Below are 14,936 nucleotides of genomic sequence, written 5' to 3'. Positions count from 1 at the left end.
TATTTTCCGCACCTGCGGGGCGGTTGCCACGCAGGTGCGTTTTCGCGAGCGCAAACAGTGACGCTATCCTGGAATCCGATCCCGATGCCATTGCACCAAGCGGGCTCGTCGTAGCCTGCTGTCAGGTCGGCAGCACCGACCGCAGCTGCGTCTCGTATTGCGTCAGCGCATCCAAGGCGCGCTGCTTCATGACCGGATCGCGCTCGCCATCGGTCTCGGGGGAAAAACCTTCAATCGCGCTCCGCGCTTCGTTCATCATCTTCGTGGCGGAGTTCCACGGATTGAGCTCGCGCTTGAGGTTCGATTGCAGGAGTTGCGTGAGAAGCACGCCGGTTGCGAGCGCAAGTCCTGAAAGCTCAGCCACTTCGTGCTTCAGCCGCTCGATTTCCGCCTGCGCATCCTTAATGTCAGTCATGATGGTCAACTCCGTGCTCAAGTCATCTCGTCGGCTTGGTAATCCGCCATGCGCGATGGCGCAAGCACCACAACGTCCGCGGGCGCGACAGAGTTAAATGGAATACGGCGGCCCTATTCGCAGGGAACCGTGATCGTGGTTCCGGCCGTCGCCGAGAATTTCTTGCATTCCACGGCGCCTGGGGTCGCCTCGGGAGCCTTTGTCTCCGGAGCGGGAGCCCGGCTGGCCTCGTCTAACGCCGCCGTCGAAGCGGTTGATGCCTCGTTTTCGGGTGGGGTTTCGGCAGGAGCGGTCTTCGACGCTTCCTCCTGCGCCGGCGCGGCCTTCTTCACCGGCGGCGGTGTTTTGGCGATGCGCTTCTGCGGGCGGCTGGTGCGCTCCTTAGCAATAGCAGGGGGACGCTTTTGTGAAGGCTTTTCGGCAGCCTTTTTTGCGACTTCCGGCACGTACTCGCAGGAGACGCAAGCTTGAGCGGTCGAGGAAAAACAAGCCGCGATGCAAAAGTGAGCTGCCGCAAGTGCGAGAATTGTCCGGGTCACGTGAGCCTCCCGTGATTGGACGTATCCAGCTTTGTGTCGAACGCAGTCCTCTCCCGACCTGCGCAGTCTCTCATTTGGTGCGCTTTGACGCAACTTCGGCGATTTCTGAGGTCTAGAAGCTGGCCAGCCTGCCTTTACGAATTTGTATTCGCTCGCCCGCTGGTGAACCGGTGTCGCTCCTCCCATCAATATCGGTGGGCGCACGCGGTCATGCCGCATTTCGCCCCCCAAAACAGAAAAGGAGCCCCCAATGAAGGCTTTCAGATTATTTCCGGCGCTGGCCGCATCCGCGCTTTTGATCGCAGGAAGTGGGGCAATGGCTGCAAATTATGGGAGCACCCCGCACGCGGATCCCGGCTTTACTACGCTGGCGCCATCGACTGGTGCTGCGCCTGTAGCTCCGCCCCCCACAAAGCACAGCATGCTGCGCAGTCCGGAGTCGATCCAGTGCTCAAAAGAGGCTGACACGAGAGGCTTGCATGGCAAGGAGCGCGTGAAATTCCGCGCCGCGTGCAAGACGGCCCTCCGGCACCACCAGCCCGTCCCGCAAGTGAAGAGTTAAACGCTCGCCACGCAGGAGCGGCACCGCCAGGGCCGGACACGACGGCGGATTTAGGACATCGTCCCGATCGACGCGATGTCCGGCCCGAGCGGCTGGGCTGCGCAGGCGCTTTCGGCGCCTCCCCCCGGTTCTTCCGTTGCGACAGCCCGTCCCCCAAAATGGAATTTTCGGCGCGAGGGACGAGCGGGTCCCTCGCGCTTTGTCGCGACTAACAACGGCGAAATATGCCGATGCCCTTGGCCTCCAGGCAGGAAGTCGCCGCCGGACACTGGGCGAAATATTGGCTGCGCGCCATCCCCGGTTTGGGTGAGACCTGCGGCCGCGATATTATGGGATCAGTCGCCGGCGGATGGCTTGTGCCACGGCATGTGTGCGCGATTTCACACCCAGTTTGGCTTGCGCCTTCTTGAGGTGGGTGCGCACGGTTTCCTCACCCAGCTCGAGCAGTGAAGCGGTGTCCTTGAGCTGATGCCCTACCGACAGCAGCCGCAGCACGGCGAGCTCGCGCGGGGTGAGGCTGATGGCCTGACCAATCCTATCGGCTGAGGACTGCACCAGCTTCTGCAGCCTAATGGCAGCAAACGTTCCACCCATAAACAGGATGGCTCGCGCCTTTTCAGAGAGACGAGACGTCAGCACGGTCTTCGACCAGTATGTGACAACCCATCGGCCGCCGACCGGACAGTTGAACCGATCGCGCATTCCGTATTTGAGGCCGAGCTCGAACGGCCATCTCTCCGCGCCAAGCGGCTCGAGAATACGCATCAACTCCGACATGGTGAAAGGGGCGAGGGACAATTGGGAGAACATGAAGCCGCATCCGGGTTGCGAGCGGCTCAGCTCTACGTGCTCCTCCCACCAGCCCTCGGGCGTGCTCTTATGCAAAAATACCGTCTTGCCGAGCTCGACACCTGCCATGTCGCCCCAGCGAAGGGGAAATTGTGCGGCCCCCAACACGCTCAATTGCGCGTCGTGGATCGTCACTTTGTGCAGGTGATCGAGAACGTCGTCGGGATTGTCGAGCTGATCGACGCTGCTGGTGAACCGCAGCATGTCGGAACCCAGTTTCGATATGTCGATGTTCGAGGGCGAAACCATAGCTCGGCGCCTCATCGGATCCGCACAAGCATGAATACCATCGCAGGCGTTGCCTGCGATGGTCAATTTCGGTTCAATCTTAAGCACACTGTCCGGCAGTCAAGGCTACTACGACCGGCCAAGGGGGCATCTGATTGCTAGATAACCTCGTTTGGGCTCACCAACTTGCGATAGAGATGCCAAGTCGCGTGCCCTAGCACCGGGAAGACTACGGCGAGGCCAAAGAAGAGGGGCAAGGCCCCCAGGATCAGAGAGACCGCAACCAAAAGACCCCATGCCGCGATCGGGATCGGATTTGCGAATGCTGCCCTTACCGAGGTGCGTACAGCCGTCGAGACGCTGACGTCGCGGTCGACGAGCATGGGGAACGAGACCACGCTGATCACCAACACGAGGGCCGCAAAGAAGAAGCCGATGAGATTGCCCGCAAAGATGACCTGATGACCCGCGGGAGTTGTCAGAATATCGTTCACGAATTGAGAGACGGAGGTTGGAGGATTGCTGCCAAAGCTCTGCATATAAAGAGCTCTAGCCGTCATCATCCAGGCGACGAAGATCGCGAGCAGGACAATGCTGAGGCGGATGATCGCTCCGATATGCGGGGAGCGATAGACCTCCAACACATGCCAAGCAGAAACGTCGAGCCCAAGCTCGCGGCGCCGGCTTATCTCATAGAGTCCAACCGCAATTGCCGGGCCGATCAAGGCAAAGCCGCCGAGCAGCGGATAAACCAGCGGCAGAAGGTGATAGCCGAACGTCACCCTGAAGAGAACCAAGCCAACGATCGGATAGATCAGGCAGAGAAAAATGGCATGCGTGGGCGCCGCGTTGAAATCCGCTATGCCCTCAACAATGACGTCCTTAATGTCCGTCAATCGGATCTGACGAACCGCTGGTTCGCCGGAACGCCAGATTGCCGAGGCCGGCCATTTCAAATCGACGCCAGGCTCATGTGGGTGGCTGCCACCTGCGCCCGATACGTAGTTGGTCATGGCCTGTCCTCCCAAGCTGTGCTTGGGCACTCGCGGCGCCAAGAGGTGGCCAAGCGCCTTTCCTGTCATGTGCATTGCACGGCGCCGTATACCTGAGATGCGTTGGGGATTGTGGCAATTCAATAGGGTCCGGCTCATCAAGGCATTGGCGGACTGTTTTCTTTTTAATGCTGCAGATGTGCATTTTGAGGTCGGTCGGACTGCTCGATGCTGGGGCGGGTCGAAATGATTGGCGTGACGGACCTTCGGGAAAACTACGAAAGGATGAGGCGTGCGAGCACACCTCGTTTCGAATCCGATGTCGGAATGCTAATCGAGCGCGGCTCGTCGTCAGGAACGAGCGTCACCGCATAGGGTCACTCATGCCTCGTACATCCTCGCCGCCCTTCGACAACTCATCGCTGCGCATCCTCGCCTCGCTGATCTTCGGATCGCGCTGGCTGCAGGTGCCCCTCTACCTCGGTCTCATCGTCGCGCAGTGCGTCTACGTTTTTCTCTTCATGAAAGAGCTCATCCACTTATTGGGCCACGCATCGTCATTCGGCGAACAGCAGATCATGCTGATCGTGCTCGGCTTGATCGACGTTGTGATGATTTCGAATCTACTTGTCATGGTCATCGTCGGCGGCTACGAGACCTTCGTCTCGCGCTTGAGGCTGCAAGGCCACCCTGACCAGCCGGAATGGCTCGATCACGTCAACGCCAGCGTGCTCAAGATCAAGCTCGCGATGGCTATCATCGGCATCTCGTCAATCCACCTTCTCAAGACCTTCATCGAGGCCGGAAATCTCGGGATTGAAGGCGCAAAATTCACCGAGGCCGGGGTGATGTGGCAGACGATCATCCACGTGACGTTCATCCTGTCTGCAATGGGCATCGCCTACGTCGATCATCTGGGACACGCTCATGCTGCGCACAAGCAGGCAAAGAGTGCTGAGGCGCACTAGGCCCAATGTCGAAAAGAGAACGGCGCGAGGTGTTCCTCGCGCCGTTCCCGTTGAAATTCAGCTTTTCAGCTTACTTCAGAGCGGCATCGACTTCTTTCGCCGTCGCATCAGCCTCGGCCAGCTTTCCGTCGGCGCATTGGCCTTCCAGCTTCGAGATCAGCTCGTCGACCTTCGTAGCGGCAGCTTCTGCGAGCTTCTTGGCGGCAGCCTTCTCCGCGAGGTTGAACGCTAACTTGTTGCAGGCATCCTGGTCGGCGGGTGGGGCAGCATAGGCAGGCGCGGCCAGCATTATCAGAGCGGCTGCAGCGGCAATCTTGGTCTTCATGGCAAGGATCCTCTCCTCGAACGATTGTTTGGGTGATGTGGTCACTGGTCTCGCGTCAGCGCCGGCCAGGAGGTCCATCGCGACCGGGACCGCCGCCCCATCCGCCGCCGGGACCGCCACCAGGTCCGCTGCGGCCTTCGATGGCGAGCACGCAAACCCGTGAGGGACGCTTCAGGCTGATTGAGGGCAGATAGTCGAGTTCGATGCGCTCGATGATCCGGCGCCGGCCATCGAGATCGAGCGGATGGGTCTCGGCCCCAGCGGGAATGACGGAACGCACGTCGTAGGTTTGCGAAGTGCCATCTCCGAAGACGATGCGCAGGCGCTGCAACCTGAGCTTTGCATCCGAGACCTGCAGCTTGATGGCGCTGAACGCGCCCTCACGGCGGCCGACGCGGATTACGTCGTTCGTTTCGAGGAAGCCAACGCTCTTGCAGCCAAGCTCCGCCCAAACCGGTTCGCGCCGCCTTTCGCCATAGAACTCGATCCGAACCGGTCCCGGCGCGCGATAAGTCACCTCGATGCGTTGGATGAAGCTCCCACGACCGGGGAGGTCGATCGGCCGCGAGCGTGTGCCGGCTTTGAAGAAATCGCGGACGCGAAGCTCGTCCACCTCGCCGCCGACGTAGATAATCCGGAGATCTTCGATGCGCACGTCGCTGCCGGAGACCGTGAAGCCAATCGCGCTGAAGCGTCCTTCGCGGCGTCCCACCTCGATAACGTCGCGCTCGAGGCGCGTGCCAATTTCGGCCTTTCCGAGCAAGTCCCAATCGGTGCGGTTATCGGGCCGCCAGTCATCGCGGCCGCGCTGCGCTTCAGCACTCGCGAGCGGCATCAACAAGGCCATTGCGGACACAATTGCCAGCAGTAGTCGTTTCGACATGCAATCTCCTTAGGCTTCTCAGGTGCGTGGCCCTTGCTTTTGCGCCAGTCCCCGCACAACCCGATGACATCAGTTTGAGCCTAAACGATGACTTGTGCGGAGCAGCAACGTCCGGAGCGGATCGCAGGGATGAGCGTTTGCCCTTGGCGTTGCGACGGATTGGGAGAGGGAATAAACTATAGTGGAACAGCGAGCGCGGACCGGCGACTGACGTCATCTGATTGTCTCCGGCTAGCTTTCCCGATCGTTTCAGATCGCGGTCGATGATGCCCCAGTCGCGGCTGGCTCTGAATGGGCCGTTGTGAGACGGCTGTATGGAGGCTTTCCATGGCTATCGCTCTATCGATCCAGCAGTACCTAGAAGATTTGTGTTTGCCTTTTGAGGTGATGACGCATGACGCGACACACACCTCGCAGGAAACGGCACACGCGACTGCGATTTCCGAAAACAATCTGGCAAAGGGCGTACTCATCAGGCGCAAGGACGGTTACCTGCTTGCGGTTGTGCCGGCTTCGCGCCAAGTGACGCTCAACGATCTCGGTACGTGGCTGAACCAGACAGTTGGTCTTGCCACTGAAGAGGAGGTCGCCGGTGTCTTTGAAGATTGCGCGCTTGGAGCCATCCCGCCGATCGCGGGCGCTTACGGGTTGCCTGCCGTTGTCGACGAGAGCCTGGAGGGGTTCAGCGACGTATACTTCGAAGGCGGTGACCATCGTACGCTGGTGCACATGACGGGCCGAGAGTTCCAGCGGATGATGGCCAAGTTCCCTCATGGCCGCTTCAGCGCGCCGCGTGCCTGACTGCATCCCGCGAGCGCGATAACGTTGCCGTGTTGGCGCAGTCCCGTCGTCATCTCTGCAGCGTGGGCAGATTGCAATGACCGTAATCGCAATGACCCGAGAAATGGCGACGCGCGGCAGCGAAGTGGCCGCGGGTCTCGCAGAGCAGCTGGGTCTCACCATCATTCATCATGAACTCGTCGAGCACGACATCGCCAAACGCACTGGTATGGCGGGCAGTGAGGTGCATCGCTTGCTCGAAGGAGAGGCGTCTCTCCTTGCTCGCTGGACGACCGATCGCAGGCGACTGTCACGATACACGGCGCAAGAAATTCTCGAGCTTGCGGCCAAGGGCAACGCGCTCATACGCGGGTGGGGTGCGCCATATCTTCTTAGGTCTGTGCAGCACGTCGTATGCGTACGCATCTGCGCGCCGATGGCATTCCGAGAAAAGGTTCTGATGGATCGGCTGGAGCTCAGAGATGCCAATCTGGCGCGCCGCGAAATCGAACGCAATGATGCCGCCCACAACGGGACGATGCAGAAGCTGTTCGGAATCGATTGGGCCGACCCAGCTCTCTATTCGATAGTGCTCAATACGGCCCGGGTTCCCATTCGCGACTGTGTTGATCATATCGTTCGACTAAGTGAGAGCCCGGCTTTTCAGGAAACGGCTCAATCACGTGGCGAACTTGCTGATCAGTTGCTCCTGGCGCGCGTGCGTTCTGTCATGGATAAAAGGTTCGGCGCGACCTCCCGTCAGCACGGGTTCGACGCCCACGTCGAAGGTGGCAAGGTCACACTGACGGGAGCTACGACCGATGAAAAACTGATCGTTGAGGTCGTGCGTCTGTTGCAAGGGATCGAAGGAGTCGAGCGCGTGGAGAGCAAAATCTCGCACATTGCATTTGCCCCCCACGGCCCGAGCGACCCATAGCACCCCAGCGGATTACTTCACGTCCAGGAGTTCGACATCGAAGATGAGCGTGGCGTTGGGAGGGATGACGCCGCCAGCGCCGCGTGCGCCGTAGCCGAGATCCGGCGGAATGATCAACGTGCGCTTGCCGCCAACCTTCATCGTAGCGACGCCCTCGTCCCAACCTCCGATGACCTGTCCCGTGCCGATCTGGAATTGGAAGGGCTCGCCGCGATCAACCGAGCTGTCGAATTTCTTACCCTTGGCGCCGTTCTCGTAGAGCCACCCGGTGTAGTGCATGACGCAAGACTGGCCCGTCTTGGGCGTTGCGCCTGTGCCAACAACGGTGTCGACAATCTTCAACCCGGACGCTGTCGTCTGTGCTGCGCCAACGTCTTGTGCCCAGGTGGGCCCCGCAGTAGTTATGGCGAGCATGCCGGCAGCAGCGACGACGATGCTCATCGTTTTGAAGGCCGTCGCAATAGAAGAAGTGCGCATTTCAGTTCCTCCCGAATTCATTGGGCCTCTCTCGCGGGCCTCTGTCGTTTTTTGAAGGTTGTGCGCGGGGTCCGCATTGGCGAGCCCCGCGCACGCCTCGCTTACTTCTGCGCCTTCGCCTTCTCTTCCATTTCCTTGACGTAGGCGTCGACGTCTTCCTGCGTGACTTCCTTGTTGTTCACGAGCGCCTCGAGGCAGCCCTGGGACAGTTCGGTAGCCTTCGACTTCATGCAGGTGCGCAGCTCCGGGCTGCCGACTTCAAGCTTGTCGCAGTGCTTGTGGTAGTCGTCGCGGCAGGCGTCCTTGACGGCCTGATTGACCTCGGCCAACGCTGCCGTTGCGGTGAGGCCGACGGCCAGCGATGCGATCATAAGCAAACGGTTCATAGTATCCCTCTCGTACATTGCCCCTAGAGACGAGTGAGTCGCTTCTAGCACACTCCAGGCGGCGGGAGGATGGCGCACGCGGGCGGCATCTTGGCGCCGAAGGCGCGGAATGTAGATCGTACTACGTCGGCTCTTTCTTCGTTGCCTCATCGACAATTGCGACAAGGGTTTCCCGCATGGCCGCCACCGTCTGCTCCGCGCCTTCAACTGCGTGCCGCTCCGCAATCCATTGCGGAGCGTTGTAGGACAGCTGCGTCTTCCGATCCGCATCCTGCCACACGAGGGCTTTGAGCGGCAGGTCGATGCCCGTCGTTTGCTCTACCTGCATGAGGGGGGTGCCGGTTTTCGGATTGCCGAAGATCAGAACTGCCGTCGGGCGCAGCGGGAGATGCACGCTGGCGGCTGCGGCTGCGTGGTCGATGCGCGCCAGGATCGTCGCGCCGCGGCGCTGAACGGCTGCCTCCAGCCGATTCATTGTCTCGGTGGGATCGAAGTCGCTCGCCCGCGTGATCAAGCCCTGATGCGCCATGCTGTTTCACACCCTTGGTTTGGCGCGGGATGCTACCCTGTCGATAGTCTCTTGTCTTCGAGGCCAGAGGATAAGCGCTATTCCACGGCTCCGTGCTCGATGGCGTGATACTTGGCCTTGGCCTTCTCGAACTTCTGGTTGAACAGCCACATGGCGTCGAGGATTTCGCGGTACGTGGCGGAGGTCTTCGCCCGATCCGCCTTGCCGAAGGTGAAGATGCTGTTGTTGCGCAGGAAGCCCATGATCCGTGGGTCCGAAATCCTGTAGCTCGCGACATCACCCGATTGCAGCGCGGCGCGCGTCGGCGTCGGAATGATCTGGATCAGCTCGAACAGCTTCATCTGATCGATCTCGTCGGGGAGCATCTTCACGATGGCCGGGATGTCGGCGAAGTGCTCCGCATGCGCGTTCATGAGTCCGTTGCGCACGGCGGTCCAGTGATTGTAGCGCTGGTCGATCTTGGCGGCGCGCTTCTCTTCGGTGTCGTCGCGGGCGGAAAGCTTGGGATCCAATTTTGCGATCCTGCTCTTGATCGCGGCCCACTTCCTGCGGCCCTTGCGATCTTCGGACGGTCCCGTCTGCAGGCTGCCCTTGTAGGTGTTCGAGCGCGCGTTGCCGATGTTCTGGCGGCCGTTGGTCTCGGCGAAGAAGAGGGCGAGGCTGATGCGGCCCGCCACCTCGGCTGAGTCCGCGTCGGCGCCCTTGGCGCGCGCGATCACACGGCCGAGGTTGATCACGTCCTTCATCGGCGTTTCGGAGGCCAGCGCGAACGCGGGCGGCGCCTGCATGATCTTGAACAGGGCCGCATACTCTTCGATCAGGGGCTCGATGGCGGCGTCGAAGTAGGCGGGCGGGACGCCGTAACTGTTGGGCCGGCCGATGCGCGACGGCAGCGCGTCGGTCAGGTCCTTGTAGGTACTCATCACCTTGAGGCGCGCGAGGTAGATGGCTTGCCCGGGCAGCTTCGGCAGCTTTTTCTTGGCGTCGATCTCGGCGCGGCGCTGGGCCAGGATTGCCTTGAAGTCGGCGAGGGCCTTGTCGTAGGCGGCGACAGCGGCCGCCTGCTCCTTCGTCAGCTTGGCGGTCTCGGCCAATGCCGGTGCCACGCCGCCGATGCCGGGAGGGGCGAGGTCCGGCAATGCGATCGCAAGCATCGCCGCGCAACACCGCAGGATCGCTCTGACCATTGAATGCGCTATCATCCCGCCACGATAGCGGGAACGGGCGTGCGCGTCACGCCGGAGGGCGCACGCGGCGATTGACTGTGTCCCCGTCTTTGGCGAATGTCGCCGCGAAAATGCGCCTTCGCGGTTCAGATTGCCGCCGCGCGATCTCTGAAACCTCTGCCGCTGGTCCTGCAAGGAACGCCGATGATCCATTGGAAACCCGTTGCCGAGTATGTCGAACCGAACTGGGTGAAGGACGGCACCGAGCTGCCGCCTTCGCTGTTCTGGCGCACCAAGAAGGGTGCGGTGCTGGGCTATGTGCGCGACGGCGAGCTGTTCGACTGGAAGTGGCTCTACGTTTGCGACGCCAACAAGGTGACGCATTTTTCGGAAGTGAACGGGCCCGGCAGCAATGTCGTGGACCTGGAGAGCTTCCGGGCGGCGCAGGGCGCTGCGGAGCCGGACGCGTAACGCGCGCGGATGCGCGCGGGCGCGGATCGATAGCCGCGCAGCGCCGGGCTCGCGGGTGTGCGTGCGGATCGGTTCAAAGAGCGGTGTGCAAGTGAGAACTCCGGGGAGCGGAGCGGCAGGCCGTGGGTAGAACTCGGGGATGCGGCCAAGCCGCTCCGCCGCTGCCCAGCATCGCGACGAGGTGAGCGGCTTATACCTTTGGCTTGCGCGCCTCCGGCACAACCCTACTCCATCGCGACACGACCTCCACCGGCACGAAGCCGCGCACCCGAACATCCACCGTGTGCGCGTTTGCTTCCCAATCCATCACATCGAGAAGACGGCTCCGCACCTTGCCAGCCTAGCTGATGGTACCAGCGATAAGCGGAGGCGCAGCTCCCCGCCCACCAAACGCCCAGCTCGCGCCGGCCCCCGGATGGGCGGGATACGGAGGGCGTATGCGGAGGATGGGGCGGCGGGGATAAGTTTAGATGGGCCTTTTTGCAATGCAACTTTCCGCATTTATCAAGTGAATAATAACTACCACACGTTGACTTCTCGATTGAGAAAAGAGCAGTTGTGCTCGTATGACAATTTATGATTTTAAGCCTTCAAGGTTATTGGATCAGTTGCACGATGAGGCATCCTCAAACCCTCGTGGTCTGAGCTACTGCGCTGGTTTCGAGTTTGGAAAATGGCGATGTGGCTCGTTCGCCAATCATCTCATCGAATGGCTTCCAGATTACGCCCTATTGGAAGAAGAGCTGCGTGTTCACCATGGCAACGCGTATGTAAAACTCCAGCAGGCGGCCGTGCGCGTGTATACAAGCGCGCAGTATGCCAGACGCGGAGAGGCTGGCGAAATAGCACTGCATGCAGTGTGTCGCGATTTCTTCGATACGATCCCGATCTCGCCTCGGGTGTTCTATAAGTCCAGTTCGAACGATCCCATCAAATCGTTTGATATGGTTCACGCCCGATTTCCCTCCAGTGACACCTTTGAGATCTGGCTCGGTGAATCGAAGCTTTACGCCGATGGGGATCAAGCAATCTCCGCTGCGATCACCTCCGTCGCATCTCATATCGACCAAGGCTTCCTAACCAATGAGAAGCTTCTACTTGGGCCGCAGATCTCGAAAAACACACCGCACTACGAACAGATCCTGCGAGTCTTCAGGACACAGACCAGCCTGGACGAGTTCTTGAAAGCTTCCGTGTTCGTCATTGGTATCCTGTGCGACAGCGAGGGGTTGAAAAAAGCGACATCAAAATGCGATTCCTATGTGGTCGACGCTGTCTCTGAGCTGAACCGCTTGGTTGCAAAAGTTGCAGCCAGCCCTCTAGCAACTCAGCTTCGCATCGTTGTCGTCTATATCCCCCTCGACAACAAAGATGCGCTCGCGAGCGCATTCGACGATCGGTTGAAAGGGCTCCAATGGCGATAGAACCTGTTCGCTGGGATGAGTTGAAGGCGCTTGAAAGCGACGTGCTTAAGACGCGCCTTTTTTCTCTGTTGCAGGATCTTGCCGTCGAGATCCAGGCAGGTGAACCCGACGATCCGGACATTCTTGGCGCCGTGCCGCGGCTTGCGGACCTGATATCGGAGCGTCCGGATGCGGCTTCATATTCTCAGTTGCTGAGCAGCTTGGCCCGATCGGTCGGTTTGTGGAATTACATCGACACGTCGCATTCGGACACGAGCGATGCGTTTGTTGCCGAGGCTGTCACGGTCGAGAAACTCGGTGGCATTACGCTGCATAAGGAGCAGATAGCTGCGTTAAACGTGCTCTTGGCAGGAAAAAATCTTATTCTCAGTGCACCGACTAGCTTCGGAAAAAGCATACTGATTGATGCGCTTTTGTTGTCCGGCCGGTATAGCCGTGTTGCAATCGTGCTCCCGACCATTGCCCTTCTGGATGAGTTTAGGCGTCGGCTTGTCGCGCGCTTTGGATCGGATTTTGACATCCTTATGCACCATTCCGAAGCGCCGTCGAAGGCAAAAGTCATCTTCCTAGGTACGCAGGAACGACTGATCAACCGAGAGGATCTGGGAACGCTCGACCTCGTTGTTGTCGATGAGTTCTACAAGCTTGATCCAGCTCGGCGTGATGACCGAAGTGTCACATTGAACGCTGCTGTTTACCAGCTACTCCGCAGAGCCAGGCAGTTCTTCTTTCTGGGCCCCAATATAGAGAGCGTCCAGATCGCTTCGAACACTCGTTGGCGCTTTGAGTTCCTTAGGACACGTTTTTCCACGGTTGCCGTCGATACCTTCGATCTCAAGGGCGTTGCTGACAAGGACGCAAGGCTTGTTGAGGAAGTCTACAAGGAGGACAACTGGCCCGCACTTGTATTTGTCTCTTCCCCCGACAAAGCCAATCAGTTGGCTGCCGACCTTGCCGACACCGACACGGTGGTCGGAATGGGGAGCGAGCTTGCGACCTGGATCGACCTGAACTATGGCGGGCGGTGGGAGCTGAGCAAAGCGGTGGCATCCGGGGTCGGGGTGCACCACGGTCGCATACCGCGCGCGCTCGCTTCACGGTTCGTCAAATTGTTTAACGATCGGATGCTGCCGATCCTCATCTGCACGTCGACTCTTATTGAAGGCGTCAATACGGCTGCGAAGGCGGTTCTAATCTACGATAAGACCATCAATCGCGAGCAGTATGATTTTTTCACCTTCTCGAACATCCGAGGTCGTGCCGGGAGACTCGGTCAGCATCATGTTGGTAAAGTCTTCTTGTTTCACAGTCCGCCGGGCCATGAAGATGTCGATGTAAATCCCCCGCTGTTTGGTGACCTCGACAGCGCTCCCGACGAGTTCGTCGTGCATATTGCACAAGAGGAAGCGAGCGACGCCATAAGTGACAGGGTCAGCGGTCTTATCGACCGCCTTGGTCTCACCTGGGAAGAAGTGAAGCGTCTCTCGTCGATTGGCATCGATACAATCGAAGCAGTGAAGGACAAGACCAAGGATGCCCTAGGCGAGCAGGCTCAACTAAGTTGGACCGGTCACCCACGATATGACGAATTCCGCGCTGTATGTGAAATCATCTGCTCGGTCCGCAGGCCACGGGAGTTCGGCGTTACGAGCGCCAATCAACTTGCCATGTACCTCAACAAGCTCCGTCAATCGACAACAATGCGGGCGTTCTTTAGTTGGCATTCGACGTCGTATCGTGGAGAGCTGGACAAGTTAGACAATGTCTTCAAGTTTCTGCGCGCCTGTGAGTATAGCTTGCCGGAGCTTTTCGGCTGTGTGGAGTTGTTCGTGACCAAGGCAGGTGAGCGCGCCGACTATTCACTGTTTACTGCTGAAATGCCTCGCTGGTTTCGACCCGAAGTTTTGAAAGTTTTGGAGGAGCAAGGCGTTCCCATCCAGATTGCTGAACGATTTGGCGGCTCCAATGAAACGGTTGCAACTTTGACCCGAAAGTTGCGTGATCTAGCGATGGCGAACGATCCGCGCCTGTCGAGGCTTGAATGCGCTTGGATCTTGGATGCTCTTCCGGCTTGATCAGCAAGATCTGGTGCCGTGCGCATGAGCAAGCGGCAGGCCCCGGTCTGCCGCTTTCGCGTTCTCGGCCGGGTTTCTCCTCCGCCTGGGGGGCCATTCTGCGCACGCCATGTCTGGGAATCGCCCGTTTCCGGCGCTAACCTGATGCAAGGTCATACAAGCAGGGAGACCGCAGTCATGTCGAAAGGCCAGAGAGCACAGAAGGAAAAGCGCAAGCCGAAGAAGGAGAAGCCGAAGGCTTCTCCCGGCGGCAAGTAAGCGCCTCTGAAATAGCGGGCAGGCGGTGGGAGTACGGCGTTACTCCGCCGCCTGTTTCCTTTTGCCGTTCGTTGTTTGCGCGCCGCCCGGTGTGGCTTTGGCTCACGGACGCAAGGCCGCCCCGGCGTGGCAAGGCCACGTTGCAGTCGCTGGGCTCGCGGGTACGGCCCTGCCTGGGTCTAAGGGCCGGGACGCGTCAGTCGCCCTTCTCGGGGAAGTACCTGAGCGAGCTTTCGCACGACTTCTTGTACTCTTCCTTGCTCATGCCCGACTGTGGGTCCCAGCTCTTCATGCATTCGGCCACTTCGGCCGGCGTGACGGGCTTGTTGGCGCTCGGGTTCGTCAGGGTCTGGGGGTCCGGCTGCGGCGGGTTCGAGATGATCGAGTCTTCGGACTGTGCGACCGTCATCCCCTGCATCGTGGTGGATGGCTCGGCCCAAGCTTGATGGGCGGCGGCGAGGCCGAGCGCAAGGGCTGCGGCCGAGAAGGTGAGCGAGGCTTTACGCGTGCGCACGGTGGGTGCTCCATAGCTGGATGACTGCTGAACCGAGTGCGTAACGGTTCGGTCCCCACCAAACGCCGACCGTGACGCCTCCCTTGAAACGCCTGTCCCCGTCATGAAAGCCGCGCCGCCGGCGAATTCAAGCGCGGCGACGGGACATGGTAACCATG

Annotated in this window: 17 protein-coding genes; 6 read left to right on the top strand and 11 right to left on the bottom strand. The window is 59.8% G+C overall.

All coding sequences use genetic code 11. The features are described from left to right. Positions 1-121: 121 nt before the first annotated feature. From VHO05_RS19650 to VHO05_RS19635, 4 genes are all read right to left on the bottom strand, one after another. Entirely contained in the window at positions 122-415 is a 294-nt protein-coding gene (locus VHO05_RS19650) for a hypothetical protein (RefSeq protein WP_329648329.1), read from the bottom strand. A 113-nt stretch (positions 416-528) separates the two neighbouring features. Next, positions 529-954 (bottom strand): hypothetical protein, encoded by a 426-nt coding sequence (locus tag VHO05_RS19645; protein ID WP_329648328.1) that lies wholly within the window; start codon positions 952-954, stop codon positions 529-531. Between the two features lie 889 nt (positions 955-1,843). Beyond that, entirely contained in the window at positions 1,844-2,614 is a 771-nt protein-coding gene (locus VHO05_RS19640) for a response regulator transcription factor (RefSeq protein ID WP_329648327.1), read from the bottom strand. Between the two features lie 137 nt (positions 2,615-2,751). Then, the gene (locus VHO05_RS19635; RefSeq protein WP_329648326.1) at positions 2,752-3,606 is read right to left on the bottom strand and encodes a DUF2189 domain-containing protein; all 855 of its coding nucleotides are present in this window, start codon (positions 3,604-3,606) and stop codon (positions 2,752-2,754) included. Between the two features lie 362 nt (positions 3,607-3,968). Between VHO05_RS19635 and VHO05_RS19630 the strand changes: the two genes are divergently transcribed. Beyond that, a complete protein-coding gene (locus VHO05_RS19630) occupies positions 3,969-4,553 on the top strand; it encodes a TIGR00645 family protein (RefSeq protein ID WP_329648325.1) in 585 nt (194 codons plus the stop codon). A gap of 70 nt (positions 4,554-4,623) precedes the next feature. Here VHO05_RS19630 and VHO05_RS19625 read toward each other — a convergent pair whose 3' ends face one another. Both VHO05_RS19625 and VHO05_RS19620 read right to left on the bottom strand, forming a co-directional pair. Next, positions 4,624-4,878 (bottom strand): hypothetical protein, encoded by a 255-nt coding sequence (locus tag VHO05_RS19625; protein ID WP_329648324.1) that lies wholly within the window; start codon positions 4,876-4,878, stop codon positions 4,624-4,626. Between the two features lie 55 nt (positions 4,879-4,933). Next, positions 4,934-5,761, bottom strand: coding sequence for a hypothetical protein (locus VHO05_RS19620; protein WP_329648323.1), 828 nt, complete (start codon positions 5,759-5,761; stop codon positions 4,934-4,936). A 327-nt stretch (positions 5,762-6,088) separates the two neighbouring features. Between VHO05_RS19620 and VHO05_RS19615 the strand changes: the two genes are divergently transcribed. Both VHO05_RS19615 and VHO05_RS19610 read left to right on the top strand, forming a co-directional pair. Beyond that, positions 6,089-6,562: a YbaK/EbsC family protein gene (locus VHO05_RS19615; RefSeq protein ID WP_329648322.1), complete on the top strand. Its 474-nt coding sequence runs from the start codon at positions 6,089-6,091 to the stop codon at positions 6,560-6,562. Positions 6,563-6,638: 76 nt separating this feature from the next. Next, a complete protein-coding gene (locus VHO05_RS19610) occupies positions 6,639-7,478 on the top strand; it encodes a cytidylate kinase family protein (protein WP_329648321.1) in 840 nt (279 codons plus the stop codon). Positions 7,479-7,490: 12 nt separating this feature from the next. Here the strand turns inward: VHO05_RS19610 and VHO05_RS19605 are convergent, their stop codons facing one another. From VHO05_RS19605 to VHO05_RS19590, 4 genes are all read right to left on the bottom strand, one after another. Further along, positions 7,491-7,892 (bottom strand): FKBP-type peptidyl-prolyl cis-trans isomerase, encoded by a 402-nt coding sequence (locus VHO05_RS19605; protein ID WP_329648435.1) that lies wholly within the window; start codon positions 7,890-7,892, stop codon positions 7,491-7,493. Between the two features lie 164 nt (positions 7,893-8,056). Next, positions 8,057-8,341 (bottom strand): hypothetical protein, encoded by a 285-nt coding sequence (locus VHO05_RS19600; RefSeq protein ID WP_329648320.1) that lies wholly within the window; start codon positions 8,339-8,341, stop codon positions 8,057-8,059. A 121-nt stretch (positions 8,342-8,462) separates the two neighbouring features. Next, positions 8,463-8,870 carry a DUF302 domain-containing protein gene (locus VHO05_RS19595; protein WP_329648319.1) on the bottom strand — a complete coding sequence of 136 codons (408 nt, stop codon included), beginning with the start codon at positions 8,868-8,870 and terminating at the stop codon, positions 8,463-8,465. Positions 8,871-8,947: 77 nt separating this feature from the next. Beyond that, positions 8,948-10,057 carry a hypothetical protein gene (locus VHO05_RS19590; RefSeq protein WP_414653821.1) on the bottom strand — a complete coding sequence of 370 codons (1,110 nt, stop codon included), beginning with the start codon at positions 10,055-10,057 and terminating at the stop codon, positions 8,948-8,950. Between the two features lie 183 nt (positions 10,058-10,240). On the opposite strand from VHO05_RS19590, the gene VHO05_RS19585 reads away from it, so the two are divergent. The 3 genes from VHO05_RS19585 to VHO05_RS19575 all read left to right on the top strand — a co-directional run bounded on the left by VHO05_RS19585 (position 10,241) and on the right by VHO05_RS19575 (position 14,006). Beyond that, on the top strand, positions 10,241-10,507 hold the full coding sequence (locus VHO05_RS19585; RefSeq protein WP_329648318.1) for a hypothetical protein: 267 nt from the start codon (positions 10,241-10,243) through the stop codon (positions 10,505-10,507). Positions 10,508-11,073: 566 nt separating this feature from the next. Next, the gene (locus VHO05_RS19580; RefSeq protein ID WP_329648317.1) at positions 11,074-11,931 is read left to right on the top strand and encodes a DUF1837 domain-containing protein; all 858 of its coding nucleotides are present in this window, start codon (positions 11,074-11,076) and stop codon (positions 11,929-11,931) included. Further along, positions 11,922-14,006 carry a DEAD/DEAH box helicase gene (locus VHO05_RS19575; protein ID WP_329648316.1) on the top strand — a complete coding sequence of 695 codons (2,085 nt, stop codon included), beginning with the start codon at positions 11,922-11,924 and terminating at the stop codon, positions 14,004-14,006. The genes VHO05_RS19580 and VHO05_RS19575 overlap by 10 nt, the downstream gene beginning before the upstream one ends. 454 nt (positions 14,007-14,460) lie before the next feature. Here VHO05_RS19575 and VHO05_RS19570 read toward each other — a convergent pair whose 3' ends face one another. Next, positions 14,461-14,778 carry a hypothetical protein gene (locus VHO05_RS19570; protein WP_329648315.1) on the bottom strand — a complete coding sequence of 106 codons (318 nt, stop codon included), beginning with the start codon at positions 14,776-14,778 and terminating at the stop codon, positions 14,461-14,463. Positions 14,779-14,936 lie beyond the last annotated feature (158 nt).

It is taken from the genome of Hyphomicrobium sp. (genome assembly GCF_036262015.1).
Taxonomy (GTDB): domain Bacteria; phylum Pseudomonadota; class Alphaproteobacteria; order Rhizobiales; family Hyphomicrobiaceae; genus Hyphomicrobium_C.
The sequence above is the reverse complement of the archived record's forward strand: the minus strand, read 5'-3'. Positions and strand labels throughout refer to the sequence as shown.